Annotated in this window: 17 protein-coding genes; 13 read left to right on the plus strand and 4 right to left on the minus strand. The window is 73.1% G+C overall.

All coding sequences use genetic code 11. The features are described from left to right. The first annotated feature begins 248 nt into the window (after positions 1-248). From AC6EXY_RS14025 to AC6EXY_RS14035, 3 genes are all read left to right on the plus strand, one after another. Positions 249-509 carry a hypothetical protein gene (locus AC6EXY_RS14025; RefSeq protein WP_101830462.1) on the plus strand — a complete coding sequence of 87 codons (261 nt, stop codon included), beginning with the start codon at positions 249-251 and terminating at the stop codon, positions 507-509. A 544-nt stretch (positions 510-1,053) separates the two neighbouring features. After that, complete coding sequence (locus AC6EXY_RS14030) at positions 1,054-1,806, plus strand: Clp protease N-terminal domain-containing protein (RefSeq protein WP_243407228.1); 753 nt, start codon at positions 1,054-1,056, stop codon at positions 1,804-1,806. Between the two features lie 48 nt (positions 1,807-1,854). Next, on the plus strand, positions 1,855-2,640 hold the full coding sequence (locus AC6EXY_RS14035) for an NUDIX hydrolase (protein WP_101830461.1): 786 nt from the start codon (positions 1,855-1,857) through the stop codon (positions 2,638-2,640). Between the two features lie 28 nt (positions 2,641-2,668). Here the strand turns inward: AC6EXY_RS14035 and efeB are convergent, their stop codons facing one another. The 3 genes from efeB to efeU form a co-directional block, all read right to left on the minus strand. After that, positions 2,669-3,922, minus strand: coding sequence for an iron uptake transporter deferrochelatase/peroxidase subunit (gene efeB, locus AC6EXY_RS14040; RefSeq protein ID WP_101830460.1), 1,254 nt, complete (start codon positions 3,920-3,922; stop codon positions 2,669-2,671). A gap of 98 nt (positions 3,923-4,020) precedes the next feature. Beyond that, positions 4,021-5,175 carry an iron uptake system protein EfeO gene (gene efeO / locus AC6EXY_RS14045; RefSeq protein ID WP_101830483.1) on the minus strand — a complete coding sequence of 385 codons (1,155 nt, stop codon included), beginning with the start codon at positions 5,173-5,175 and terminating at the stop codon, positions 4,021-4,023. A 61-nt stretch (positions 5,176-5,236) separates the two neighbouring features. After that, the gene (efeU, locus tag AC6EXY_RS14050) at positions 5,237-6,154 is read right to left on the minus strand and encodes an iron uptake transporter permease EfeU (RefSeq protein ID WP_499817413.1); all 918 of its coding nucleotides are present in this window, start codon (positions 6,152-6,154) and stop codon (positions 5,237-5,239) included. 643 nt (positions 6,155-6,797) lie between these two features. On the opposite strand from efeU, the gene AC6EXY_RS14055 reads away from it, so the two are divergent. Both AC6EXY_RS14055 and AC6EXY_RS14060 read left to right on the plus strand, forming a co-directional pair. Further along, on the plus strand, positions 6,798-7,376 hold the full coding sequence (locus AC6EXY_RS14055; RefSeq protein ID WP_499842346.1) for an NUDIX domain-containing protein: 579 nt from the start codon (positions 6,798-6,800) through the stop codon (positions 7,374-7,376). A gap of 475 nt (positions 7,377-7,851) precedes the next feature. After that, a complete protein-coding gene (locus AC6EXY_RS14060) occupies positions 7,852-8,628 on the plus strand; it encodes an aquaporin (protein WP_101830459.1) in 777 nt (258 codons plus the stop codon). 110 nt (positions 8,629-8,738) lie between these two features. Here the strand turns inward: AC6EXY_RS14060 and AC6EXY_RS14065 are convergent, their stop codons facing one another. Next, entirely contained in the window at positions 8,739-11,027 is a 2,289-nt protein-coding gene (locus tag AC6EXY_RS14065) for an MMPL family transporter (protein ID WP_101830458.1), read from the minus strand. Between the two features lie 171 nt (positions 11,028-11,198). On the opposite strand from AC6EXY_RS14065, the gene AC6EXY_RS14070 reads away from it, so the two are divergent. The 8 genes from AC6EXY_RS14070 to ispH all read left to right on the plus strand — a co-directional run bounded on the left by AC6EXY_RS14070 (position 11,199) and on the right by ispH (position 23,107). Next, entirely contained in the window at positions 11,199-11,960 is a 762-nt protein-coding gene (locus AC6EXY_RS14070) for a TetR/AcrR family transcriptional regulator (RefSeq protein ID WP_101830457.1), read from the plus strand. Between the two features lie 1,241 nt (positions 11,961-13,201). Then, positions 13,202-14,038: an SDR family NAD(P)-dependent oxidoreductase gene (locus AC6EXY_RS14075; protein ID WP_207770176.1), complete on the plus strand. Its 837-nt coding sequence runs from the start codon at positions 13,202-13,204 to the stop codon at positions 14,036-14,038. A gap of 350 nt (positions 14,039-14,388) precedes the next feature. Next, positions 14,389-15,408, plus strand: coding sequence for a squalene synthase HpnC (hpnC, locus tag AC6EXY_RS14080; protein ID WP_101830455.1), 1,020 nt, complete (start codon positions 14,389-14,391; stop codon positions 15,406-15,408). Beyond that, entirely contained in the window at positions 15,405-16,319 is a 915-nt protein-coding gene (gene hpnD, locus AC6EXY_RS14085) for a presqualene diphosphate synthase HpnD (RefSeq protein ID WP_101830454.1), read from the plus strand. The genes hpnC and hpnD overlap by 4 nt, the downstream gene beginning before the upstream one ends. Further along, entirely contained in the window at positions 16,316-17,917 is a 1,602-nt protein-coding gene (gene hpnE / locus AC6EXY_RS14090; RefSeq protein WP_101830453.1) for a hydroxysqualene dehydroxylase HpnE, read from the plus strand. The genes hpnD and hpnE overlap by 4 nt, the downstream gene beginning before the upstream one ends. Beyond that, positions 17,914-18,930 carry a polyprenyl synthetase family protein gene (locus AC6EXY_RS14095; RefSeq protein ID WP_101830452.1) on the plus strand — a complete coding sequence of 339 codons (1,017 nt, stop codon included), beginning with the start codon at positions 17,914-17,916 and terminating at the stop codon, positions 18,928-18,930. The genes hpnE and AC6EXY_RS14095 overlap by 4 nt, the downstream gene beginning before the upstream one ends. 146 nt (positions 18,931-19,076) lie before the next feature. After that, positions 19,077-21,233 carry a terpene cyclase/mutase family protein gene (locus AC6EXY_RS14100; RefSeq protein WP_101830451.1) on the plus strand — a complete coding sequence of 719 codons (2,157 nt, stop codon included), beginning with the start codon at positions 19,077-19,079 and terminating at the stop codon, positions 21,231-21,233. Continuing rightward, complete coding sequence (gene ispH / locus AC6EXY_RS14105) at positions 21,230-23,107, plus strand: 4-hydroxy-3-methylbut-2-enyl diphosphate reductase (RefSeq protein ID WP_101830450.1); 1,878 nt, start codon at positions 21,230-21,232, stop codon at positions 23,105-23,107. Before AC6EXY_RS14100 ends, ispH begins: the two co-directional genes overlap by 4 nt. The last annotated feature ends 74 nt before the right edge of the window (positions 23,108-23,181 follow it).

Here is a 23,181-nt window from a genome sequence, read left to right on the forward strand (position 1 = left end):
CCGTACCGCGTTTTTGTCGACAAGGTGTTGTCAGCGAGTTCCGGTCTCGTTACGCTCGCTCTGCACCCGGTCGCCACAAGGATTCTGGCAGCGGGTGGTGAAACGGGGGCTCACATTTTCCGGCCGACGTGGTGAGCTGCCGGCGTCCTGGGTCGCGGCATGGGTCGGTGGCGCGGGATGGTGTTTTCTTTCGTCGGCATGGTCGGGCGCGGCCGGGAATGGTTGCGCGTACATGAAAGGTGGGAGACATGGCCCTTTACCACACCGAGATCCAGTGGGGCGGCCCGGGCGCCGACTGGCACAAGGACGCTGACCTGCAGGTCGTCATCAGCAACCGCAACGGCGTCGTTCCGCAGTCCGGCCGGCCCGCCACCGGCACGCAGGTGAGCTGGTCGGGACCGCAGGGCAGCGGGAACGTCCTGTTCTTCGACAACGGCGCCACCTTCCAGGGGGCCGCGCAGTTCCCGGGTGAGGGCCCGGTCGGCTACCGCGGTACCGCCGCCTCCTGACCGTCCGGTGTGGGCCGTCGTCCGCCGGCGGCCCGCACCCGCACCCGCACCCACGACAGGGTGTCCGCGACGGCGTGCGGCACGTAGTGCATAGCCGCGCATGAATACTCCTCATCCCATGGCCGGGTCGGCGCCGGATGTTCGGATTCTCGGCGAGGTGGTTTCGAAAGGCCGGTCTCCGCGCCCGGCTCCTGGCTGTGGCACATTCCCTGATGAGCGATGCACCGCCGAATGGCGCGGTGTCCGCCGTGTATTTTCTGACGCTTCACGAACACGGTGCCATGCGCGCGGCCGGGCGGCGCCCACCGCCTCGCAGTAAGCCGCGTACCGGGCGGACTTCCCGTAGGTGGGAAGCGCGTGCGGGGCATGGCGGCGTCGTGTCGCGAATACCGGACTTGGTGTCCGTGTTGCCCCTGATTATGCGACACGGGTCGCCGTGACGCTGTCGGAACGCTGCCACGGCAAGCCGTGAGGGAACCCGTCGCGCGTGGGTGCCGTCAACCCACGGTTGACGCTCTCATGCCGTCAACCTATGGTTGACGGCATGAGTGAGAGCGAGTCCGTTCGGATGTCCCGCACCGTCCGTCTCGACGACCTGATCGACGGCATCCGCTCGGCACACCCCGACGACGCGCTGGACCAGCTGTCCAACGCGGTCCTGATCGCCGACCACCTCGGTGAGGTCGCCGACCATCTGATCGGCCACTTCGTCGACCAGGCCCGCCGCTCCGGCGCGTCCTGGACCGAGATCGGCCGCAGCCTGGGCGTGACCAAGCAGGCTGCGCAGAAGCGGTTCGTCCCGAAGGGCGCCGGTGACGCGGCGAACCCGGGCGACGCCGGCTTCAGCCGCTACACCCCCCGCGCCCGCAACGTCGTCATCACCGCGCAGAACGCGGCGCACACCGCCCACAACGACACGATCACCCCCGCCCACCTCGTCCTCGGACTGATCGGCGAGACCGGCGCCGTCGCCGCCAACGCCCTCCAGGAACAGGGGATCGACCTGGACGAGCTCGGCCGGGCGGCCACCGCGGCGCTGCCGCCCGCGGTCGAGCAGACGCCGGCCCTGGTCCCCTTCGACGCCGACGCGCGGCAGGCGCTGGAGCTCACCTTCCGGGAGGCCCTGCGGCTCGGCCACAACTACGTCGGCACCGAGCACATCCTGCTCGCCCTGCTGGCCCTGGAGGACGGTTCCGGGGTTCTCAGCGACGCCGGCGTCGACCCGGCCGTCACTGAGGAGAACATCCAGCGGGCACTCGCCTCCCTGGTCGTGGGCCGCCGCTCCGCGGCCGAGTGAGAGCGGGCTGCGACCGGTTCAATTCAGGGGGTGCGAGAGGATCACCGCATGAGCGACGATCCCGACGCGCCCTGCGCGTCCCCGCCCGTGCCCGCGTCCCCGCCCGTGCCCGTGCCCGCGTCCGTGCCCGCGTCCGTGCCCGCGTCCGTGCCCGCGTCCGTGCCCGCGTCCGTGGCGGCGGCCGGCACCGAACCGCCGTGGATCGACGTCGGGTCGCGCAACCCGCAGTGGCTGCCGTGGGTGCGTGAACTGCACTCCATCGCCCAGGCAGGCCTCGCCTACTCCCGTGACCCCTTCGACCTGGAGCGGTTCGAGCAGCTCCGCCACCTCAGCTACCGCATCGCGGCCCGCTGCGCCGCCGTCACCGTCCCCGTCGCGGAGGGCATCTTCGGCGGGGAGGTCGGTTACCAGACGCCGAAGGTCGACGTCCGCGGGGTGCTGTTCGACGGTGACCGGATCCTGCTCGTCCGGGAGAAGGAGGACGGCGGGTGGGCGCTGCCCGGCGGCTGGGCGGACGTGGGGCTCACTCCGTCCGAGGTCGTCGTCAAGGAGATCCGGGAGGAGGCGGGGCTGGAGGCGGAGCCGGTGCGCCTGCTCGGCGTCCTCGACAAGCGCCGGCACGCGCACCCGCCGTACCCGAACGACACCTACAAGGTCTTCATCCGCTGCCGGGTGGTCGGCGGGACGGCCGGCGCGGGCCTGGAGACGTCCGAGGTCGGCTGGTTCGCCCGCGACGCGCTGCCGCCGCTGTCCGCCAGGCGCAACACGGCGGCACAGCTGGTGATGATGTTCGCCTTCCTCGACGACCCGAGCGCCCCCGCCCTGCTCGACTGAGGTCATCGGCCGGGGGCCGCCGCGATGCTCAGGCGAGCAGGCCGCTGGCCCAGTAGTCGCGCCCGTCGCGTACCCCGGGCGGGACCGCGAACACGGCGCTCGAGGTGTGCTGGATGTACTCGTTGAGGGCGTCCGACGCGGCGAGCCGGCGCTGGACCGGGATGAACCCGGTGCGCGGGTCGCGCTGGAAGGCGATGAAGAACAGGCCGGCGTCGAGCTGGCCGGTCTCCTGGTTGACGCCGTCGGTGTAGGAGTAGCCGCGGCGCAGCAGCGTCACGCCGCCGTTGCTGGCCGGGGCGGCGAGGCGGATGTGGGCGTCCGCGGCGATGATCAGCTCACCGCCGGCGTCCTTGGCGCCCAGCGGCACCGGGTCGAACTCCTCGGCGGCGCCCAGCGGCGCGCCGCTGGCCTTCGCCCGGCCGAACACCTGCTCCTGGTCGCGCAGGTAGTCGCGGTCCCAGGACTCCAGCAGCATCCGGATGCGGCGGGTGACGACGTAGGTGCCGCCGCGCATCCAGGCCTGGTCGCCGTCGGCGCCGACCCAGACGTGCTTGTCCAGCGACGCGGCGTCCTCGCGCTTGATGTTGTTGGTGCCGTCCTTGAAGCCCATCAGGTTGCGCGGGGTGTCCTGGTCGGAACTGGTCGTGCTGGTCCGGCCGAAGCCGAGCTGGAACCAGCGCAGCACCGCCGTGCCCTGGGCCAGCCGGCGCAGGTTGCGCACCGCGTGGAAGGCGACCTGCGGATCGTCCGCGCACGCCTGCACGCACAGGTCGCCGCGACTGCGCAGCGGGTCGAGGTTGTCGCCGGGCAGCGGCGGGATGTCGGCGAGCGCCGCCGGGCGCCGTGACGCCAGCCCGAACCGGTTGTCGAACAGGCTGGGCCCCACCCCGAAGGTGATCGTCAGGTTCCCGGCGGTCAGGCCGATCGCCTCGCCAGTGTCGCGCGGCGGGGACTGCGGCGCGGCCTCGTCGTCGGCGACGGCCTGCCCGGCGGCCATCCGCGCCGCCGCCGCCGTCCAGCCGACGAGCAGCGTGCGCAGCTCCTCCCTGCTCACCCCGGCGGAGACGTCGAAGGCGGCGAAGGCGAGCCGGTCCTGCGCGTCGGTGATGATGCCCGCCTGGCGGGGGCCGTGGAAGGCCACCACCCCGCGCGGGGACACCGCCGTCGCGGGCGGCGGGTCGTCCGAACAGGCCGCGGCCGTCGCGGCGACCGCACCGGCCCCGGCGAGACCCGCGGCGCCGAACAGGGCACGCCGGCGCGACAGGCTGATCCGCTCGACCATGGTGTTCGCTCCTTACCTTCCCGGGGACGTGGGGTCGCCCTGGGCATGGGGGCCGGGCGGCGTCGCCACCGGGCCCCCATGCCTGCCTGCCGGCGGCGCTAGGCGACGACTGTGCCCGCGACCTGGGACAACGGCTCGGCCAGCGCGTCCACGGCCTGGGACAGGCCGCGGCGCTGGTCCTGGGTGACGGTGTCGTAGCTGACGTAGCCGTCGCCCTTCTTGTAGGGCTCCAGGGCCTTGTACATGGCGGTGAAGCGGGTGCGCACGGTCGTGGCGAGCTTCGGGTCGAGCGTCTTCAGCGCCGGCTCCAGCAGCGTGAACGCCTTGTCCGCGCCGTCGACGTTGCCCTGGATGTCGAGCAGGTCGAGCTTGGCGTACCGCTCCTCCTCGCCGGTGATCTTCGACTTGCCGACCTCGTTGAGCAGCTCCGTGGCGCCGTTGGCGATCTGCGCCGGCTGGAAGGTCGCCTTCGCCACCAGCGTGTTCAGCTTGCCGACGTCGGTGCCCAGCTGGTCGGCGATCGGCCCGGTGCCGGCCAGTGACCTGTCCGCGAAGATCGCCTTCTCCAGGCGGTGGAAGCCGGACCAGTGCGCCTCGTCGGGGGCGTCGTCGATGCGGGCGTCGATCGCCGGGTCGAGGTCGCCGAACGACTCGGCGACCGGCTCGATCCGCTCGTAGTTCAGCCGCGGCGGACCGTACAGCTTCGCCGCCTGGTCGAGATCACCGGACTTCACCGCCGTGACGAAGGCCGCGGTGTTCGTCACCAGCTCCGACACCTGCTGGCGGACGTAGGTGGCATAGCCGGTGTTGGCGGTGGCCAGCGCCGTGGTCACCGCCGCGCTGCGGGTGGCGGTCGCGCCGCTCGCCTGCGTCACGGTGAAGTCGACCTTCTCCGGGCCGGACCCACCCGGGCAGTACAGCTGGTACTTGCCGGGCCTGACGTTGAGCGAGAACGTCCCCGACAGGCCCGGGGTGATGTTCTCCTTCTCGCCGAGGATGGTGTCGCCGCTCATCAGCTCGGCCTCGGTGACGGCCCCGGCGTCCTTGTTCACGATCTTGAAGGTGACCGGGCCCGACTCGATGTTCGCCGTGTCCGGTGAACAGCCCTTCGAGGTCAGGGTGACGGTGACGGTCTTCTTCGCGGCCGTCGAGCCGGAGCCGCCGGAGTCGCCCGAGTCGCTTCCCCCGCATGCGACGGCGCCCGTCGCGATCACAATGGCGATGGCGCTGTACGCGACTGGTGCGCGACGCACGTGATGCCCCCAACATGGTGTGTTGTCTTCTGACAGGTGGTGCGGTGGCCGGCGGGCGGGGTCAGGGTCCGGTGGCCGGGGTGCCGCTGGCGCCGGTGGAGGCGGTGGAGGCGGTGGTGCCGGTGGAGGCACCGGAGGCGGCTGTCGCCGGCGCCGGGGCCGCCGTGGCGCCTGGCCGGCGCCGCGCCGGCCAGGCGACGTAGAGGGCCAGCGGCACCAGGTACACCACCCAGACGACGACCTCGGCGACGACGGGTCGTGGCTGCAGGCCCAGCACGCCGGTGAGCACGCTCGACAGCGGCGTGCCCGGGCGCACGAGCCAGCTCAGGTCGAAGGTCCGACCCTGGCCCGTGTTCAGCCAGCCGGCCTCGTGGGCGGTGTGCGCCGCCATCGCCAGCAGGCCGGCGGCGATGAGCACCAGGACCAGCCCGGTGACGCGGAAGAAGCGCGACAGGTTGATCCGCACGCCGCCGCGGTAGATGCCGAACCCGACGGCCGCCGCGACCAGCACGCCGATGAGCGCGCCACCCCCGGCGGACGCCGGGGAGGTGCTCGCGTTGAACGCGGCGATCAGGAAGACGGCCGTCTCGAAGCCCTCCCGCAGTACCGCGAGGAACGCCATCAGCACCAGCGCGCGGGTCGAGCCATGTTCCAGGGCCGACGCGGTGGCCGACTCCAGCGAGCCGCGCAGGTCCCGCGAGTGCCGGCGCATCCAGAAGACCATGTAGGTCACCATGGCTACCGCGATGAGCCCGATGACGGTCTCCAGGCCCTCCTGTTCGCGCTGCGGCAGTTCCTGGTCGACCACGTGGAGGACGACGCCGATGCCCAGGCACAGCAGCAGGGCCAGCGTGACGCCGAGCCAGACCTGGCGCAGCGCGTCCCGTCGGTCACGCTGGCGGAGGAAGGCGGCGACGATGCCGACGATCAGCGAGGCCTCCAGGCCTTCCCGAAGGCCGATCACAAAGGTGGGAAGCAAGTCCGGCCTCCGTTCGTCTCCACCCGCCGGCCCGGGAATGCCCCTCGCCTACCCGGACCTGCGGTTAGCCTCAGCTAAGTTAGGGCAACCTAACGGGATTGGCAAGAAAAGTCTCCGTGGCGATGCGCGGCGTCGCGGCCTCGCCCGAGCGGCTCGTGGACGTGCCGCCACCTGCGATGACGGGCGACCGGCGGGCGCGCGGGCGCCGAGCGGGCGGCGGCCCGTCGGCCGTGGCCCGACGCACGGGGGCGGTATGGGTTCCGGTGGCGCCGCCGGTATGTGCCAGGGCCCCGGCCGGCGCGGCGTGGACGCCGCAGATGTCGGAGAAATGAACTAGGTGTCCCCGTCAATGCGGTCGCATCGAACTTCATGCCCCGCGCCGGGTGCCGCCTTCCATGTTGCGGCGCGAATCGCTGGCAACGTGGCTCCTTTCGTGGTCGGGTATCGGTGGAGCGACTGGCCCGCGGTCGCGGCGGATCTGATCGCCTGATCGTCAGTCCTATGCCGGATGATGACGGGCATGAATGAGGATCGTGAGAGTTCCAGGATGACGACCGGACGTGGATCTCATGACGGAGAGCATTGCGCCGGGCGCGCGCAGCGCACGCCGGACGAGGTGACCGACTGTCCGGTGGGTGACGACGTGCCCACCGTGATCCGGGCGGTGCCCACGGACGGACTGCCGCCGATGGCCCGGCCCTACACCGCGGCCGGCGCCCTGTTCTTCGACGAGGACGACCGGGTGCTGCTCGTCGACCCGTCGTACAAGCCGGGCTGGGACATCCCGGGCGGGTTCGTCGAACCGGGGGAGTCGCCCTACGCGGCCTGCGTCCGCGAGGTCGAGGAGGAGCTCGGCATCACCCCGCCGATCGGCGACCTGCTGGCCGTGGACTGGGCTCCCCGCCCCAAGGACGGCTGGCTCGAGGGCGAGATGCTGCTGTTCGTGTTCGACGGCGGCCTGCTCCCGCCCAGCTGGCGGGAGCGCATCCAGCTGGGCGTGGACGAGCTGGTCGCCTTCGCCTTCGTCCCGCTCGGCGAGGTGGATGGGCTGCTGCCGCCGCTGCACGCCCGCCGGGTCGCGGCGGCCGCGCGGCTGCGCCGTACCTCCCGCCGTGCCGGCTACCTGGAGTACGGCGACCTGATGACCGGGCAGTCCGCCGGGCTCGCGCCGGCGGACCACCCGCGGGCCCGCCGCCCGCAGCCGGCCCAGCCCGGCGGCTGAGCCAGCCCCGGCCAGCTGGGCCAGCCCGGTGCACCGGCCGTCTTTTGGCATTTGTGCGAGTTGTCCCTGCTTCCCCAACCTTCCGTCGGCCTGCCATTGACGGGAAGCCGGGTCGCCGGACCGGGTATCGGACCCGCCGGCGAGACGGAGAATGTCGGCGATTCCGGCGCCGCCCCGCGGGCCGGCCGGCCGCGAAAGCCATCGAGATTGTCCCGATATCGGACACTGCCGCCAGGTGAGGTTTCCGCCAATACGCCCCGTCCGGTATGTGACGTGCACGGCCGGGCCGCGCGGCGGGATTTCCGCCGCTTCGGCGGCGAGGCGTCGGCCGGTCCTCGCGGGTGCGCGGCGTGATCCACAGAGTGAAACCCGACACGGAGTGGAATCAATCGGGTACTCGGAGTGGATATCTGGACGTGTTCCCGGGCCCGTCAGACCTGCCCGCGGGCCGTCCCGGCGGCGGAGGGGGTTCCGCGTGCGTAGATACGTGGTGGAGGGAATCGGAACGTTCGTCCTGGTACTGGGTGGAGTGGGGACCGCGGTGCTCGCCAGTTCCGTGGTCGGCGTGCTCGGGATCGCGCTCGCCTTCGGGCTGTCCCTGCTCGTGCTTGTGTACGTGATCGGGCCGATCTCCGGCTGTCACGTCAATCCGGCGGTGACCCTGGGACTGCTGCTGTGCCGGAAGATCCAGCCGCGGCACGCGCTCGGCTACGTGGTGGCCCAGTGCGCCGGCGCGATCGTCGCCGCCGCGACGGTCTGGCTGCTGGCCGACTCTGGCCCGGCCGGCTACTCGCCCAGCACCCTGGGACTGGGCGCCAACGGCTACGGCACCCACTCACCCGGCGGGTTCGGCCTCGGCGGGGTGTTCCTCGTCGAGATCCTGCTCACCGCCCTGCTGGTGTTCACCGTTCTCGGCGCGACCGACGTGCGCGCGCCGTTCGGCTTCGCGGGTCTGGCGATCGGGCTCGTCCTCACCCTGTGCCACCTCATCAGCATCCCGCTCGACGGCACGTCGGTGAACCCCGCGCGCTCGCTGGGACCGGCGGTGTTCGTCGGCGGGTGGGCGCTCGGCCAGTTGTGGCTGTTCATCGTGGCGCCGGCGACCGGGGCGATCCTGGCCGCGGCCGCCTACCTGGGCCTGCGACCGGGCCCGCAGGTCAGCGCGTCCACCGCGGAACGGGACCTGCCGCAGGAGTCGCTCGACCGGATCGCCCAGGAGACCGCCCGCCTCATCAACGGCCGGGTCGAGTAGCCAAGACGCGAAACCCCCGCCAGGCGCGCCCGGCGTACGGGCGGCCGGCGGGGGTTCGGCGCGTTCGGGTCAGGTCAGGCGTTCGGGTCGGGTCAGGCGTTCGGGTCAGGTCAGTGCGTGGGTTCGCCCGCGCGGGGCGCGTCCGACTCGTGGTGCGCCTGGCCGGGGACCTCGTGGACGTGCCCACCGCCGATCGGGATCGCCGCTGCGGGCAGCGCGTCCGCGGGCAGCGGGGTGTGGCGGATCTCCTCGATGTCCTCGGCCGCCTCCACCGAGATCCGGGGCAGGATCCGGTCGAGCCAGGACGGCACCCACCAGTTCGCCCGCCCGAACACGTGCATCAGCGACGGCACGAGCACCGTGCGGATGATGAACGCGTCGATCACGATCGCGCTCGCGAGCCCGAGGCCCATCAGCTTGATGACGCGGTCGTCGCCCAGGATGAACGAGGCGAACACCAGCGTCATGATGCCGCCGGCCGCGGAGATCACCCGGCCGGTCTCGGCCTGCCCGAGCGAGACGGCCAGCTGGTTGTCGCGCCGCGCCGTCCACTCCTCGTGCATCCGGCTGACCAGGAAGACCTCGTAGTCCATGGACAGGCCGAACAGGATCGCGAACAGGATGACCGGGATGAACGCCTCGACCGGGCCGCCGGTGACGCTGAACACCGACGAGCCCCAGCCCCACTGGAACACGGCCACCACGATGCCGAACGAGGCACCGACGGCGAGCAGGTTCATCACGGACGCGGTCAACGGGATCAGCAGGCTGCGGAACACCGCCACCAGCAGCAGGAAGGCGAGGACGACCACGACGCCGATGAACAGCGGCAGCTTGTCCGACAGCGTGCTGGAGAAGTCCTCGAAGATCGCCGTGATACCGCCGATGTAGATGCCGGTGTTCGTCTGGTTGGCCTGCGGGACGACGTCGTCGCGCAGCCGGTGCAGCAGCTTCGAGGTGTCCTCGGCCTGCGGGCTGGTCGTGGGGTAGAGCGTGGCGATCTCCGCCTGGCCCTTGGGGCTCTCGCGCGGCTCGGACACCGAGGCGACGCCCGGGGTGGTCCGGGCCGCCCGGACCACGGCGTCGAAGGTGGCCTTGTCCTGCGGGGAGCGGATCTCGGCGACGAGCGAGAACGGCCCGTTGAAGCCGGGGCCGAAGCCGTCGGCGAGCAGGTCGTAGCCGCGCTTGGTGGTCTTGGACGTGTCGCCGTTGCCGAGGTCGGACGAGCCGAGCCGCAGCGAGAAGAACGGGACCGCGATCACCAGGATCACGACGCCGCTGACGACGGCGAACAGCTGCGGCCGGCGCTCGATGCGCTTGGCCCAGTTCCACCAGAAGCCCGAGGTGCTCGCGTGCTCGGGACCGTCCTCGGCGAGACGGCGGCGGTCCCGCCGGTTGAGCACCCGCATGCCGTAGAAGCCGAGCAGCGCCGGCAGCAGCGTGACCGCGGCGAACATCGTCATCGCGACGACGACCGCCGCCGAGATCGCCACGCCGTACAGGAAGCTCACCCCGAGGGCGAACATGCCCAGCAGCGCGATGCAGACGGTGATGCCGGCGAACAGCACCGCGCGGCCCGAGGTGTTCACCGCGGTGACCGCGGCCTCCTCGGGGCTCTTGCCGGCCCGCAGGCCGATCCGGTGCCGGTTGACGATGAACAGCGCGTAGTCGATGCCGACGCCCAGGCCGATCAGCGTCGCCAGGATCGGGCTGAACTCGGCGATCGTGATCACGTGCGAGAACAGGATGATGAGCATGCTGCCGACGCCGAGCGCGATGATCGCGGTGATCAGCGGCAGGGTGACGGCCAGCAGCGAGCCGAACGCGAGGAAGAGGATGACCGCGGCGGCCACGATGCCGATGAGCTCGCTGTAGCTCTGCTCCTGCTGCTCGATGACCGCCACCAGCTGGCCGGTGGCCTCGACCTGCAACGACGACGAGTCGGAGGAGCGGGCGGTGTCGACGAACGTCTGGATGTCGTCCTTGGGCAGGTCGATGCCCTGCTGGTCGAAGTCGACCGATGCGAAGGCGGTCAGGCCGTCACTCTTGCTGATCTGCGTCTCGCCGCCCCGCTCGAAGGGGCTGTGGACGGCGGAGACGTGCGGCAGCGTGGCCAGCTTGTCGAGCATCTCCGTCGCCGGCCCGCGCAGCGCGGGGTCGGTCAGGGGAGCGCCGGTGCGGCTGTGCAGGACGATCGTGGCGCTGTCGCCGGACGCCGCCGGGAAGTCGCGCTGCAGGAGGTCGATGGCCTTCTGGGAGTCCGTTCCGGGCAGCGAGAAGGCGTCCTTGTAGTCGTTGCCGGCCGCCTGACTGATCCCGCCGAGCCCGATCAGGGCGACGATCCACAGAAGCAGGACGAGCCGGCGGTGCCTGAAGCACCATCGGGCGAGCGATGCCACGGTTTCCCCTCGAACGTTTGATGATCGGGCGGTGTCGTCACCGGCGAGGTGTTGATCGCGGGTGCGTGGGTTGCGCGTGGGTGGGTTCGAGCCCCGAACTTACCGGTCGTTCAGTAGGTAGGGTTGAGGGTAACATTCGTCGCGGACTCGATCGGAGGGTGTGGATCCGTCATGGTCGAGTCGACAGCGCCCGAGTCGCCGGGCGACACCAGGTCGCGGATCCTCGCGGCGGCGATGAGCCTGTTCGGGGAGCAGGGCTACGCCGGCACCTCTGTGAGGGACATCTCAGAGCGGCTCGGCGTGACCAAGGCAGCGCTCTATTATCACTTCCCCTCCAAGGAAACGATTCTCGACGCGCTGCTGCAGCCGTTCATGTCCGAACTCGCCCGGCTGGTCGATCTGGTCCGGCAGAACCCGCCGCCCGGGCCCCGGATCGTGGTCGAGCGGCTGGCCGAGCTGATGTCCGGGTCGGGTGGCGTGCTGCTTGTGTTCGTCAACGATCCGTCGATCATTCACCGCAAGATCGGTGAGAGTGACATGCTCTCCCTGCAGCACGCCCTCGTCCGCGCGCTGGCGGGGCCCTCGCCGTCGCAGGCGCGGCTGTTGCGGGCGCACTGCGCCATCGGCGCGCTGAAGTCGGGGATCATGGGCCGGGCGCTGGAGCGGGCGGCCGCCACGGAGCCCGCGGCGTCGGTGGGCCGCGGTGGCGCCGGCTGCGGGCCGCGGGCCGTGACGGCGGGCGGCGGCGCGGGTGGGGAGGATGTCGACGCGGTCTGCTCGTCGACGCTGCGCTCGCTCGCGACGCGGATATCGCAGGGGCTGTGGCCGTTGGTCACCGCCGCCGAACGGCACGAGATCGTCGCCGCCGCGCTCGCGGCGCTCGGGGGCGAGGACGGGTCGCGCCGCCCCGAGGCCGCCGGAACGTGCGTGTAGTTCGCGACATCGCCGGCGCCGCGGGGTCCGCCGCACCGGGTCCGGATGGTGGGTGATTCCCGGCGGGTACGCACCCGGGGTAGTCCGTCCGCCGGACGGCCGCGCGGATTCGCGGCGATCGAGTTCGGGTGAGCGGCCAGGTCGACTGAGTATCCGTTCGGGGGTGGCCAACACCTCGATGCCACCGAACGTGCCGGCCCGCTCCGTGTCATCGCCGTCCTCTGAGCGCCGCGGCCGGGGGATCTATGCCGTGTGTCCGATATCACCGTCCCGGGAGATATCGGTACCGGGTGGTCCGTCCATTAGGTTCGGAGAAATGCCGCTTTCGATCACCTTTGTCGAAGGCGGTAGGGTGGTTGTCGTGTGGAGGATGGATCAGTGCTCGGACGATGCCCACGCGGCCCGCGGGGCGCTCGCCTCGCGCCGGCCTGGACCGGGGTGGGGACGAGTCACGGATGAGCCCCGTCCCCAGCGGGTCGCCGCGGGTGCGGCGCCCGGGTCGGACTGACGATGCGGCGCCGGCGGGCCAGGTCACGGGCCTGCGCGTGCCGGGGGCCCGCAGGTGCCTGCCCTGCCGGTCGGGCCGCGGGTGCCGGTCGGGCCGCGGGTGCCGGGAGCGTCCGCGGTGCCGGCCGGGCGCTCGGGTCCACGGCGGCGCCGGCGCGATCGCCGGGGCGCGGGCCGGCACCCGGAAATTCCCTCACCGGCATTGCGGGCGGAAATCACCGTAATAGCCGGGCCGCCCGGGTGGAGTGGTTCAGTCGCGTCGCGGCTGATCCAGAATCCTTCGTGCGGGCGCCAAATCGGACCGCGTCCGCGGGCCCGATACCAGTTCGTCTCGCCGATACCGGCGAGGCCACCAGGATAGCGGGAGTGTGATAGGGAGACCGGAGTCTCGCCGGGGTTCCGCCCGGTCGATGTCGCCCATCTGACCATGGACGACCCGGCGGCGGGACGGTGAAATGGTGGAGTCATGGACCAGGTGGGCGCGGGATGGTGTCGGCGTCCACGGTCCTGAGCCCGACGGTTGACAGGTAGTAGCTGTTCGGATCGGCATGGCCCCGGGGAGCGGCCGATGCGGCGGTCCGGCGGATGAGGTCGTGCCATCGGACCGTGCCGATCAGGTTTGGTCGGACCACCTCGCGACGCGGGGCGAGATGAGTGGGGAAAGTAGTAGGTGACGTGCAACCAGTGCCCGCGGGGGAGAACGGCGTGAAAGGAACGACCGGAAGTGGTGTGTCGTGAGCACACGGTCCCGGCCTGCTTTCCGTGACGGAGGGTTGACCGTCCTCACCAATCGGGCCGCGAGAACGGGCGCGGCCCCAGCAATCTGGCCACCGCGCACAGCGGTGGTGACCGGTGCCTCCAGCGGCATCGGTCGGGAGGCCGCACTGCTGCTGGCCGCGGGCGGCTGCCGCTCGCTGCTGGTCGGCCGCAACGGCTCCGCGCTGGACGAGGTCGCGGCGGCGACGGAGGGACACCGCATCGCCGTCGACCTGGCTACATCGGGCTCGGAGGTGGCGGTCGCCTCCCGGGCCGGTGAGCTGCTCGGAGACGTCGACCTGCTGGTGTGTTCCGCGGGACTCGGAGCCGCCGGACCGTTCGACATGATGTCGCAGGAGGCGATCGCGCAGCTCGTCGCGGTCAATGTCCTGTCGCCGATGGCGCTGGTCCGGGCCATGCTACCGGCCATGCTCGATCGGGGGCAGGGCCGGATTCTGATCGTCGGCAGCATCGCCGGCGCGCTCGGCGTGCGCGGCGAGGTCGCCTACTCCGCGACGAAGGCGGCGATGGGTGGGTTCGCCGACGCGCTGCGGGCCGAGGTCGCCGGGCGCGGTGTCACCGTGACCCTGTGCCTGCCCGGAGTGGTCGACACCCCGTTCTTCCACCGCCGCGGCGCACCGTACGTGCGGCGCTGGCCGCGTCCGATCCCGGCGGCGCTCGTCGCCGAGCGGATGCTGGCGGCGGCGGGGCGGGGCAGCGCGGAGGTCTGGGTGCCCGGCTGGCTCAACGGAGCCGTGCGCATCCACGACGCGATGCCGTCGCTGTACCGCAGACTGGCCGGAGTCTTCGGATGATCCGGCGATCCGAGTACCGTGCGGGCCGGCCCGTGCCGGCCCCCCTTGGGGGTGAGTGACACCGACGACACTCCCCGGCGGCCTTCGTGACCGCTGGGGCAGACGCGCCGGGCGGGGCCGGCGGCGCGCCCAGCGCCCCCGGTCCCGCACCGCCTCACTGGGCCGCGTCCCCGTCCAGCTGGAATCCCGTCGCGGTCTGCCGCGGACGGTTCCCGGCGGCTCCGCCCGGCCCGGATTCCCCCGCCGAGACCGATCCGCCCGGCTCCGAACGCCCCGGACCCCGATCCGTCCTGGAGCCCGACCCCGGAACACGTCGCCCGGAGTGCAGACCGTCATCGAAGGAGAGGCGTATGACCGCCATCGACGCCCCAACCGGCCCACCCCGCACGCCTGCGCCGTCGGGCGCGACGGGCCTGTCCACTCCCGCCGAGCAGCTGCTGCTCGCCGCGCCGGCGGAGAACTTCCCGGTCTCGCCGATCGTCCTGCCCGCGGCGGTCCGCTCCCACTTCCATGCCATCTACGCCTACTGCCGGTTCGTCGACAACATCGGCGACGAGGCGGACGGGGACCGGCTCGCCCTGCTTGACCGGCTCAGCGACGACCTGGCGCTGATCTGGTCCGGCGGTGAGCCCGAGCTGCCGGTCCTGCGCCGCCTCGCCCCCACCGTGCGTGCCTGCGACCTGCCGGCCGAGCCGTTCGAGCGCCTCGTCGAGGCGAACCGGCAGGACCAGCGGGTCACCCGATACGCCACCTTCGAGGACCTCGTCCAGTACTGCACGCTGTCGGCGGACCCGGTGGGGCGGATGGTGCTCGGCGTGTTCGGCCTGGCCACCCCCGATCGGGTGGTGCTCTCCGACCGGATCTGCACCGCGCTGCAGCTCGTCGAGCACTGGCAGGACGTGGCCGAGGACCTCGCCGCCGGGCGGATCTACCTGCCGCTGGAGGACCTCGACGCGTTCGGGGTGACCGAGGCGGACCTGCGGGCGCGCTCGGCCGGTCCCGCGGTGCGGCACCTGATGGCCTTCCAGGTGGCGCGGGCCCGTACGGTGATGGACCAGGGCGCCCCACTGGTGTCGATGGTGCCGGGCCGGCTGCGGTTCGCGCTGGCCGGCTTCGTCGGCGGCGGCCGCGCCGCGCTCGACGCGATCCGCCGGGCCGGCTACGACGTTCTCGGCGGCCCGCCGAAGGCGCCGAAGCCGCGGCTGGCGGGCTTCGCGCTGGTCGCCCTGGCCCGCGCGTCGGGTCCCGCGGCGGCGGGCGCGGCGCGCACCGCGGCGGCGGTCGCGAGCGTCACCAGCACGGCCGGCGCCGCCGGCAGTGCGGCGAGATCCACCGGGTCCGCCGGCTCCACGGCGGGGGAGGGACGATGAGCATCTCAGCCGCGGGCGCGTCGCGCCGGCCGACCGTCGCCGAGGCGTACGCCTCCTGCGAGGCGCTGACCCGTGAGGCGGCGCGCAACTTCTCCTATGGCATCAGGCTGCTCCCGCCAGACAAGCGCGGCGCGCTGTCCGCCGTGTACGCGCTGTCACGCCGGCTTGATGACATCGGCGACGGCGACCTGCCCGACGAGGAGAAGCTCGCCGGGCTCGCCGGGGTGCGCGCCGAGGTGCACGGGCTGGGCGAGAACAGCTCCGACGACCCGGTCTACGTCGCGCTCGCCGACGCGGCCCGCCGCTTCCCGATCCCGCTGGAGGCGTTCATCGAGCTGGCCGACGGCGTCGAGAGCGACGTGCACGGCACCACCTACGAGACGTTCGACGACATGGTCGGCTACTGCCGGCTCGTCGCCGGCACCATCGGCCGGCTGTCCCTGGGCATCTTCGGCACCGAGGCGGCCGCGAACAACCGGTCCGCGCCGGCGATCGCCGACGCGCTCGGGGTCGCGCTGCAGCAGACCAACATCCTGCGCGACGTGCGCGAGGACCTCATCGGCGGGCGGATCTACCTGCCGGCGCAGGAACTGAAGGCCGCGGGCATCGAGCTGTCCGTCGACGCGTCGGGCCACCTCGGCGGGCCGCCGGTGGCGCTGCTGGGCTACCTGCGCTCCTCCGCGCAGCGCGCCGAGGACTGGTACGCCCGCGGGATGGTGCTGCTCGACCTGCTGGACCGTCGCAGCGCCGCCTGTTGCGGCGCGATGGCCGGGATCTATCTGCGGCTCAACCGCCGGATCAAGAACGACCCGAGCGCCGTGCTCGACCGGCGCCTGGCGCTGCCGGGCTGGCAGAAGGCGGTCGTCGCCGCCCGCAGCCTCGCGGGCCGACCGGAGACGAGCGCCGCATGAGCGTCCGGGAGGATCACCGGCGGCATCTCGTTGTCGTCGGCGGCGGCCTCGCCGGGATGGCCGCGGCACTGCTCGCCGCGGACAGCGGGGTACGGGTCACCCTGCTGGAGGCCCGTCCCCGCCTCGGCGGGCAGACGACGTCGTTCCGGCGCGGCGAGCTGTGGATCGACACCGGTCAGCACGTGTTCATGCGCTGCTGCACCGCCTACCGCGGCCTGCTCGCGCGCCTGGGCGTCGAGCACCTGACGACGCTGCAGCCCCGCCTCGACGTCCCGGTGCTGCTCGGCGACTCGCTGACCCGCACCCGGCTGCGCCGCACCAGCGTTCGGCTGCCCGCGCCACTGCACCTGGCCCCGGCGCTGCTCGGCTACCGGGCGCTGCCGCTGGCCGAGCGGCTGCGCGCCGGGCTCGCCGCGTTCCAGCTCGGCCGGCTCGACCAGCGCTCCGCGGCCGTGGACGGGCGCTCGTTCGGCAGCTGGCTCGCCGCGCACGGTCAGGGCCCGGCGGCGACGTCGGCCCTGTGGGAGCTGTTGACGGTCGCGACGCTGAACGCGCCGGCCGACGAGGCGTCGCTGGGCCTGGCCGCGAAGGTCGTGCGCACCGGCCTGCTGGAGGGCGCCGACGCCGGCGACCTCGGCTGGGCCGAGGTGCCGCTGTCCCGGCTGCACGGCGACGCGGCGGCCAGCGCCCTGGCCGCCGCCGGCGCCGACGTGCGGCTCGGTGCGAAGGTCCGCTCGATCACCGCCGCGGCCGGCGGCACCTGGCGCCTGGCCGTCACCGCCGGCGGCACCGGCCGTGGGGAGGCGGTCGCGGGCACCGACGAGTCCGGCGAGCTGCGCGCGGACGCGGTCGTGCTGGCGGTGCAGCCGCCCGCCGCGGCCGCGCTGCTGCCGGCGGATGCCACGACGGACCGGGCGGCGCTGGGCGAGCTCGGTGACTCGCCGATCATCAACGTGCACATGATCTACCCCCGGCAGGTGATCGAGGGGCCGTTCCTCGCCGTCGTCGACTCGCCGATCCAGTGGATCTTCGATCGGACGATCTCCTCCGGCCTCGCCGCCTCCGGCCCGCCCGGCGCCCAGTATCTCGCGCTGTCGCAGTCGGCGGCCGGGCCCTGGATCGACCGGCCGGCGAACGAGCTGCGGGCGATGTTCGTCGAGGAGATGGCCCGGCTGTTTCCGGCCGCCCGCGCCGCCGAGCCGATCGAGGTCTTCGTGACCCGGGAGCGCACGGCGACCTTCCGGCAGGCGCCCGGTTCGCTCGCGTTGCGCCCGGGAGCGTCGACCGGCCTGCCCCACTTCGCCCTGGCCGGGACGTGGACCGACACCGGGTGGCCCGCGACCATGGAATCGGCCGTGCGTAGCGGACTCGCTGCGGCCCGTGAGAGCCTGGCCGGCATGGGGGTTGTCGTCACCGGGTTGGCCCGGTCCGCCGGCGGGCATCCGGCGAGCGGCGCGGCCCGGCTGTTGCCATCGGAAGTGTCGGATCTTCCGGATCCACGGGGGGAGAACGCGGCGGCCACCGGGTCGACGGTGGCCGCTGGGCCGGTGCCCACCGGCCAGCAAGGCCACTCATCCATTGGGGGATTCCCGGTATGACCATGACGGTTCCGGATGCGATCGAGCGGGGGCGGACCCTCACCGTGCCGGCGCTACGCGCCGTGGTGGACCGCCTGCACCCGCGTCTTCGCCACGTCGTCGCCTACCACCGCGGCTGGGTGGACGCCGCCGGCGAGCCGCTGACCGGTGGCGGCGGCAAGCTCGTGCGCCCGGCGCTCGCGCTGCTGTCCGCCGAGGCGGCCGGCGCGCCGGCGGAGGTCGGCCTGCCCGCGGCCGTCGCCGTCGAGCTGGTCCACGACTTCTCGCTGCTGCACGACGACCTGATGGACGGCGACACCGAGCGCCGCCACCGGGCCACCGCCTGGACGGTCTTCGGTGCCGACGGCGCGATCCTGGCCGGCGACGCCCTGCTCGGGCTCGCCGTCCAGATCCTGCTCGAGGTGCCCGGCGAGCCGGCTCGGCGCGCCGCGCTGTCGCTGAGCGCCGGCGTGCAGGAACTGGTCCGCGGCCAGGCCGAGGACCTGATGTTCGAGCGCCGCTCCGACGTCACCGTGGCCGACACGCTGCACATGGAGGACGGCAAGACCGGCGCGCTGCTGGCCTGCTCGGCGTCGCTGGGCGCCATGCTCGCCGGCGCCGACGACGAACTGGTGAACGCGCTGGCCGAGTATGGCTCGCGCCTGGGCACCGCCTTCCAGCTCATCGACGACCTGCTCGGTATCTGGGGCGACCCGTCGGTGACCGGCAAGCCGGTGCTGTCGGACCTGCGCTCGCGCAAGAAGTCGGTACCGGTCGTCGTCGCCCTCGAGGCCGGCGGCGCCGCGGCCGACGAGCTGCGCGCCTTCCTCACCACCACCGGCGAGGCCAGCGAAGCGGAACTCGCCCACATCGCCGAGCTCATCGAGCGGGCCGGCGGCCGCGACTGGACGACCGCCGAGGCGGACCGCCAGCTCAAGGCGTGTGAGAACGTCCTGCGCTCGCAGTCGATGCCGGAGCGGGCCGAGGCCGAGCTGCTCGCGCTGGCCCGTTTCGTGACCGAGCGCGATCGCTGAAGGAGGCCGCAGGTGTGCACAGGCGCTCATGCCGCCTGGACCACCCGCCGCCCCGTCCCAGGTCGGGGTGCCGCCGGGTGGTGGGGCGGCGACCAGCCTGGTGACCGTTCGCCTGACCATCGCACGTACGACGAGGGGAGTCGTCGATGAGCCTGACCTCGGACCCGTCTCCGGCTGCTCCGGCGGCCGAGCAGAGCGTGAAGCGGCCCACCATCCCGGTGCCCGCCACCGCCGATGCCTACGGGATCTCCCGGTCCTCACCGCCGCTGCCCACCGCATCGGCGCCGCGCGAGAGCACGGCGACCGACGGCGCCGCGCCGGCCCCCGCGGCCGGCTCCGGCCCGATCAGCGCTGACACCGCCGCGGCGCGGGCCCGGGACCACCTGCTCGCCCTGCAGGACGACGAGGGCTGGTGGAAGGGTGACCTCGAGACCAACGTCACGATGGACGCCGAGGATCTGTTCATGAAGCAGTTCCTCGGCATCCGCGAGGCCGAGGAGACCGAGCAGACCGCCCGGTGGGTCCGCTCCCAGCAGCTCGACGACGGCGGCTGGGCCACTTTCTACGGCGGACCGGCCGATCTGTCCACCACCATCGAGGCCTACATCGCGCTGCGCCTGGCCGGCGACGCCGTCGACGCGCCGCACATGGCGCGGGCGGCCGAGCTGGTGCGGGCGAAGGGCGGGGTGGCCGCCTCCCGGGTGTTCACCCGGATCTGGCTGGCCGCCCTCGGCCAGTGGTCGTGGGACGACGTGCCGGTGATCCCGCCGGAACTGATCTTCCTGCCGTCGTGGGTGCCGCTGAACGTCTACGACTTCGCCTGCTGGGCGCGGCAGACGGTCGTGGCGCTGACGATCGTCGGCTCGCTGCGCCCGTCACACGACCTCGGCTTCGACATCGACGAGCTCAAGGTCGCGGCGCCCGCCCGCAAGCTGGCGCCGCTGCGCAGCTGGGAGGGCGTCTTCCAGCGGCTCGACCGGGCGCTGCACCGCTATGAGCGCCGGCCGATCGGGCTGCTGCGCACCCTGGCGCTGCGCCGGGCCACCGAGTGGGTCGTCGCCCGCCAGGAGGCCGACGGGTGCTGGGGCGGCATCCAGCCGCCGTGGGTCTACTCCGTCATGGCGCTGCACCTGATGGGCTACCCGCTCAACCACCCGGTGATCGCCACCGCGTTCCGTGGGATGGAGCGGTTCGTGATCCGCCGCGACACGCCGGAAGGCCCGATCCGGCAGATCGAGGCCTGTCAGTCGCCGGTCTGGGACACCGCGCTCGCGGTGGTGGCCCTGGCCGACGCGGGCGTGCCCGCGGACCACCCGGCGATGGTGAAGGCCGGCCGCTGGCTCGTCGACGAGGAGGTCCGGGTCGCCGGCGACTGGGCGGTCCGCCGCCCCGAGCTCGCCCCCGGCGGCTGGGCGTTCGAGTTCGACAACGACTTCTACCCCGACGTCGACGACACCGCCGAGGTCGTGCTGGCGCTGCGCCGCCTGCTCGGCGCCGAGCACGTCGTCCCGCCGGCGCTGCGCGGCGCGTACGAGCACGCCGCCGCGGGGCGGCCCACCGTCGAGGACGCCGACCCGGCGCTGGCCGCCGCGATGCGCGCGGCGGCGGCCCGCGGGGTCGACTGGAGCGTCGGGATGCGCTCGTCGAACGGTGCCTGGGGCGCCTTCGACGCGGACAACGTCCGGATGCTCGCCACGAAGATCCCGTTCTGCGACTTCGGCGAGGTCGTGGACCCGCCGTCGGCGGACGTCACGGCGCACCTCGTCGAGATGCTCGCCGACCTCGGCCGCTCCGATCACCCGATCACCCAGCGGGCCGTCCAGTGGCTGCTGGACAACCAGGAGCCGGGCGGATCGTGGTTCGGGCGCTGGGGCGTGAACCACGTCTACGGCACCGGGGCGGTCGTGCCGGCGCTGATCGCCGCCGGCGTGCCGACCGACCACCCGGCGATCACCGCCGCGGTGCGCTGGCTGGTCGAGCACCAGGCACCCGAGGGTGGCTGGGGCGAGGACCTGCGCTCCTACACCGATCCGGCCTGGATCGGCCGGGGCGCGCTCACCGCCTCCCAGACGGCGTGGGCGCTGCTCGCGCTGCTGGCCGTCGACCCGAACAGCCTGGCGGTGAGGCGCGGCGTGCGGTGGCTGTGCGAGACCCAGCGGCCCGACGGCACCTGGGACGAGCCCTACTTCACCGGCACCGGCTTCCCGTGGGACTTCTCGCTGAACTACAACCTGTACCGGCTGGTCTTCCCACTGACGGCACTCGGTCGGTACGTGAGCCTCACCGGGGTGTCCACGTCATGAACACGTCCGCATCCCCGGGCGGCGACCGGGCCGCCCCCGGCGCCGCCGCGGGTGACGGCGCCACTCGCTCCTCGGGTGGCACTGGCGCCACCGGCGAGGCGGCGGTGATCCCCACGCAGGATCCGCTGTCGCCGTCGGTGCCCTCGTCGGCCGTCCACCGGCGCTCGGCCGTCCACGCCGCTGTCGGCGTGGCCGGTCGGCGCGGCACCGCGTCCACCGCGACCCTCACCGGCCCGGCGGGAGGCACGCCCGCCGCCACGGTGACCGTCACCCCGCCCGCGCCAGCCGTCTCACCCCGGCCCGCGGTCACGCCCGCGGCCGCCGGGTCGGCGCGGCGGCGCGCCCGGCTCGTGGTCGCCACGGCGCTGCGGTTCGAGGCCATGGCCGCCGGACGGTCCGGCCTGCCCACCGACACGATCATGATTCGGACCGGGATGGGCCCGGAACGGGCCGAGCGGGCGGCCCGGGTCGTCCGCGAGGCACGGCCCGACGCGGTCGCCATCGTGGGCCTCTCCGGTGGCCTCGCCGCCGGGATCAGGCCGGGTGACGTGGTCGTCGCCAGCGAGATCCGCGGCGTCGACGGCCGGGTCGTCGGCCGGTGCGCCTCCGCCCCGCTGCTCGCCGGTGACCTGCGCCGGCTCGGCCTGACCGTGCACGTCGGCCCGATCGTCACCGTCGCGAAGATCGCCACCGGCGACGAGCGGACCCGGCTGGCCGCCACCGGCGCCATCGCCGTGGACATGGAGAGCGGGCCCATCGCCCAGGGGGCCGGTGACGTTCCCTTCGCCGCCGTACGGGTGATCGTCGACACCGCCGACGAGCCGCTCGGCCGGGTCGACATGCTCCGCCGGGGCGTCGTCGGCCTGCGCACCCTGCGCCGCCTCGGCCCGCCGATCGGCGCCTGGGCGGCGGCGGTCGGCCGTCGCACGGTGCTGCTCGCCGAGCCGCGGGCGTTCTGCGCCGGCGTCGAGCGCGCGATCGAGGTCGTCGAGCGGGCGCTGGAGGTGCACGGGGCGCCCGTCTACGTCCGCAAGCAGATCGTGCACAACTCGCACGTCGTCGCCGACCTGGCCGCACGCGGCGCCGTCTTCGTCGAGGAGCTCGACGAGGTGCCGGCCGGCGCCACCGTGGTGTTCTCCGCGCACGGCGTCGCCCCCGCGGTCTGGGACCAGGCCGGCACCCGCGAGCTGTCCGTCATCGACGCGACCTGTCCGCTGGTCGAGAAGGTGCACGCCGAGGCCCGCCGCTTCACCACCCGCGGCGACACGGTGTTCCTCATCGGCCACGCCGGTCACGAGGAGGTCGACGGCACCCTCGGCGAGGCTCCCGGCCGCATCCGGCTGGTGCAGTCCGCCGCCGAGGTCGACTCCCTCGAGGTCGACGACCCCGAGCGGGTCACCTACCTCATGCAGACGACCTTGGCCCTGGACGAGGCCGCCGAGGTCGTCGACGCGCTGCGGGACCGCTTCCCGGCCATCGTCGGCCCGGGCTCCGCGGACATCTGCTACGCGACATCCAACCGGCAGAACGCGGTGCGCAAGGTCGCGGCCGCGGCGCAGCTCGTCCTCGTCGTCGGCTCGGCGAACAGCGCCAACTCGGTCCGCCTGGTGCAGGTCAGCCAGCGCGACGGAGCGGCCTCCCACCTGGTCGAGAACGTCGGCGACGTGCGGCTGGCCTGGCTGGACGGCGTGGAGACGGTCGGCATCTCGGCCGGTGCCTCCGCGCCGCCGTCGCTCGTCGAGGAGCTCACCGAGGCGCTGTCCGGTCTCGGGCGCACCGAGGTTTCCGTACGCTCCGTCGGCCGCGAGACGGTCGCCTTCCACCTGCCCAAGGAACTGCGCCGAGCGGCGGCGACTCCCTCCTCGCCGGCCTGACCACATCCCCACCTGATCACATCCTCGCCTGACCGCCTCCCCGGCCCGCCCGCCTGCCGCCGGTCCCGGCTGGG

The organism is Frankia sp. RB5, assembly GCF_059816245.1.

Bases quoted from the DNA above. Each gene is read 5' to 3' on its own strand.
- AC6EXY_RS14025 (WP_101830462.1), top strand. From the start codon at position 249: ATGGCCCTTTACCACACCGAGATCCAGTGGGGCGGCCCGGGCGCCGAC.
- AC6EXY_RS14030 (WP_243407228.1), top strand. From the start codon at position 1,054: ATGAGTGAGAGCGAGTCCGTTCGGATGTCCCGCACCGTCCGTCTCGAC.
- AC6EXY_RS14035 (WP_101830461.1), top strand. From the start codon at position 1,855: ATGAGCGACGATCCCGACGCGCCCTGCGCGTCCCCGCCCGTGCCCGCG.
- efeB (WP_101830460.1), bottom strand. From the start codon at position 3,922: ATGGTCGAGCGGATCAGCCTGTCGCGCCGGCGTGCCCTGTTCGGCGCC.
- AC6EXY_RS14070 (WP_101830457.1), top strand. From the start codon at position 11,199: ATGGTCGAGTCGACAGCGCCCGAGTCGCCGGGCGACACCAGGTCGCGG.
- hpnC (WP_101830455.1), top strand. From the start codon at position 14,389: ATGACCGCCATCGACGCCCCAACCGGCCCACCCCGCACGCCTGCGCCG.
- hpnD (WP_101830454.1), top strand. From the start codon at position 15,405: ATGAGCATCTCAGCCGCGGGCGCGTCGCGCCGGCCGACCGTCGCCGAG.
- hpnE (WP_101830453.1), top strand. From the start codon at position 16,316: ATGAGCGTCCGGGAGGATCACCGGCGGCATCTCGTTGTCGTCGGCGGC.
- AC6EXY_RS14095 (WP_101830452.1), top strand. From the start codon at position 17,914: ATGACCATGACGGTTCCGGATGCGATCGAGCGGGGGCGGACCCTCACC.
- AC6EXY_RS14100 (WP_101830451.1), top strand. From the start codon at position 19,077: ATGAGCCTGACCTCGGACCCGTCTCCGGCTGCTCCGGCGGCCGAGCAG.
- ispH (WP_101830450.1), top strand. From the start codon at position 21,230: ATGAACACGTCCGCATCCCCGGGCGGCGACCGGGCCGCCCCCGGCGCC.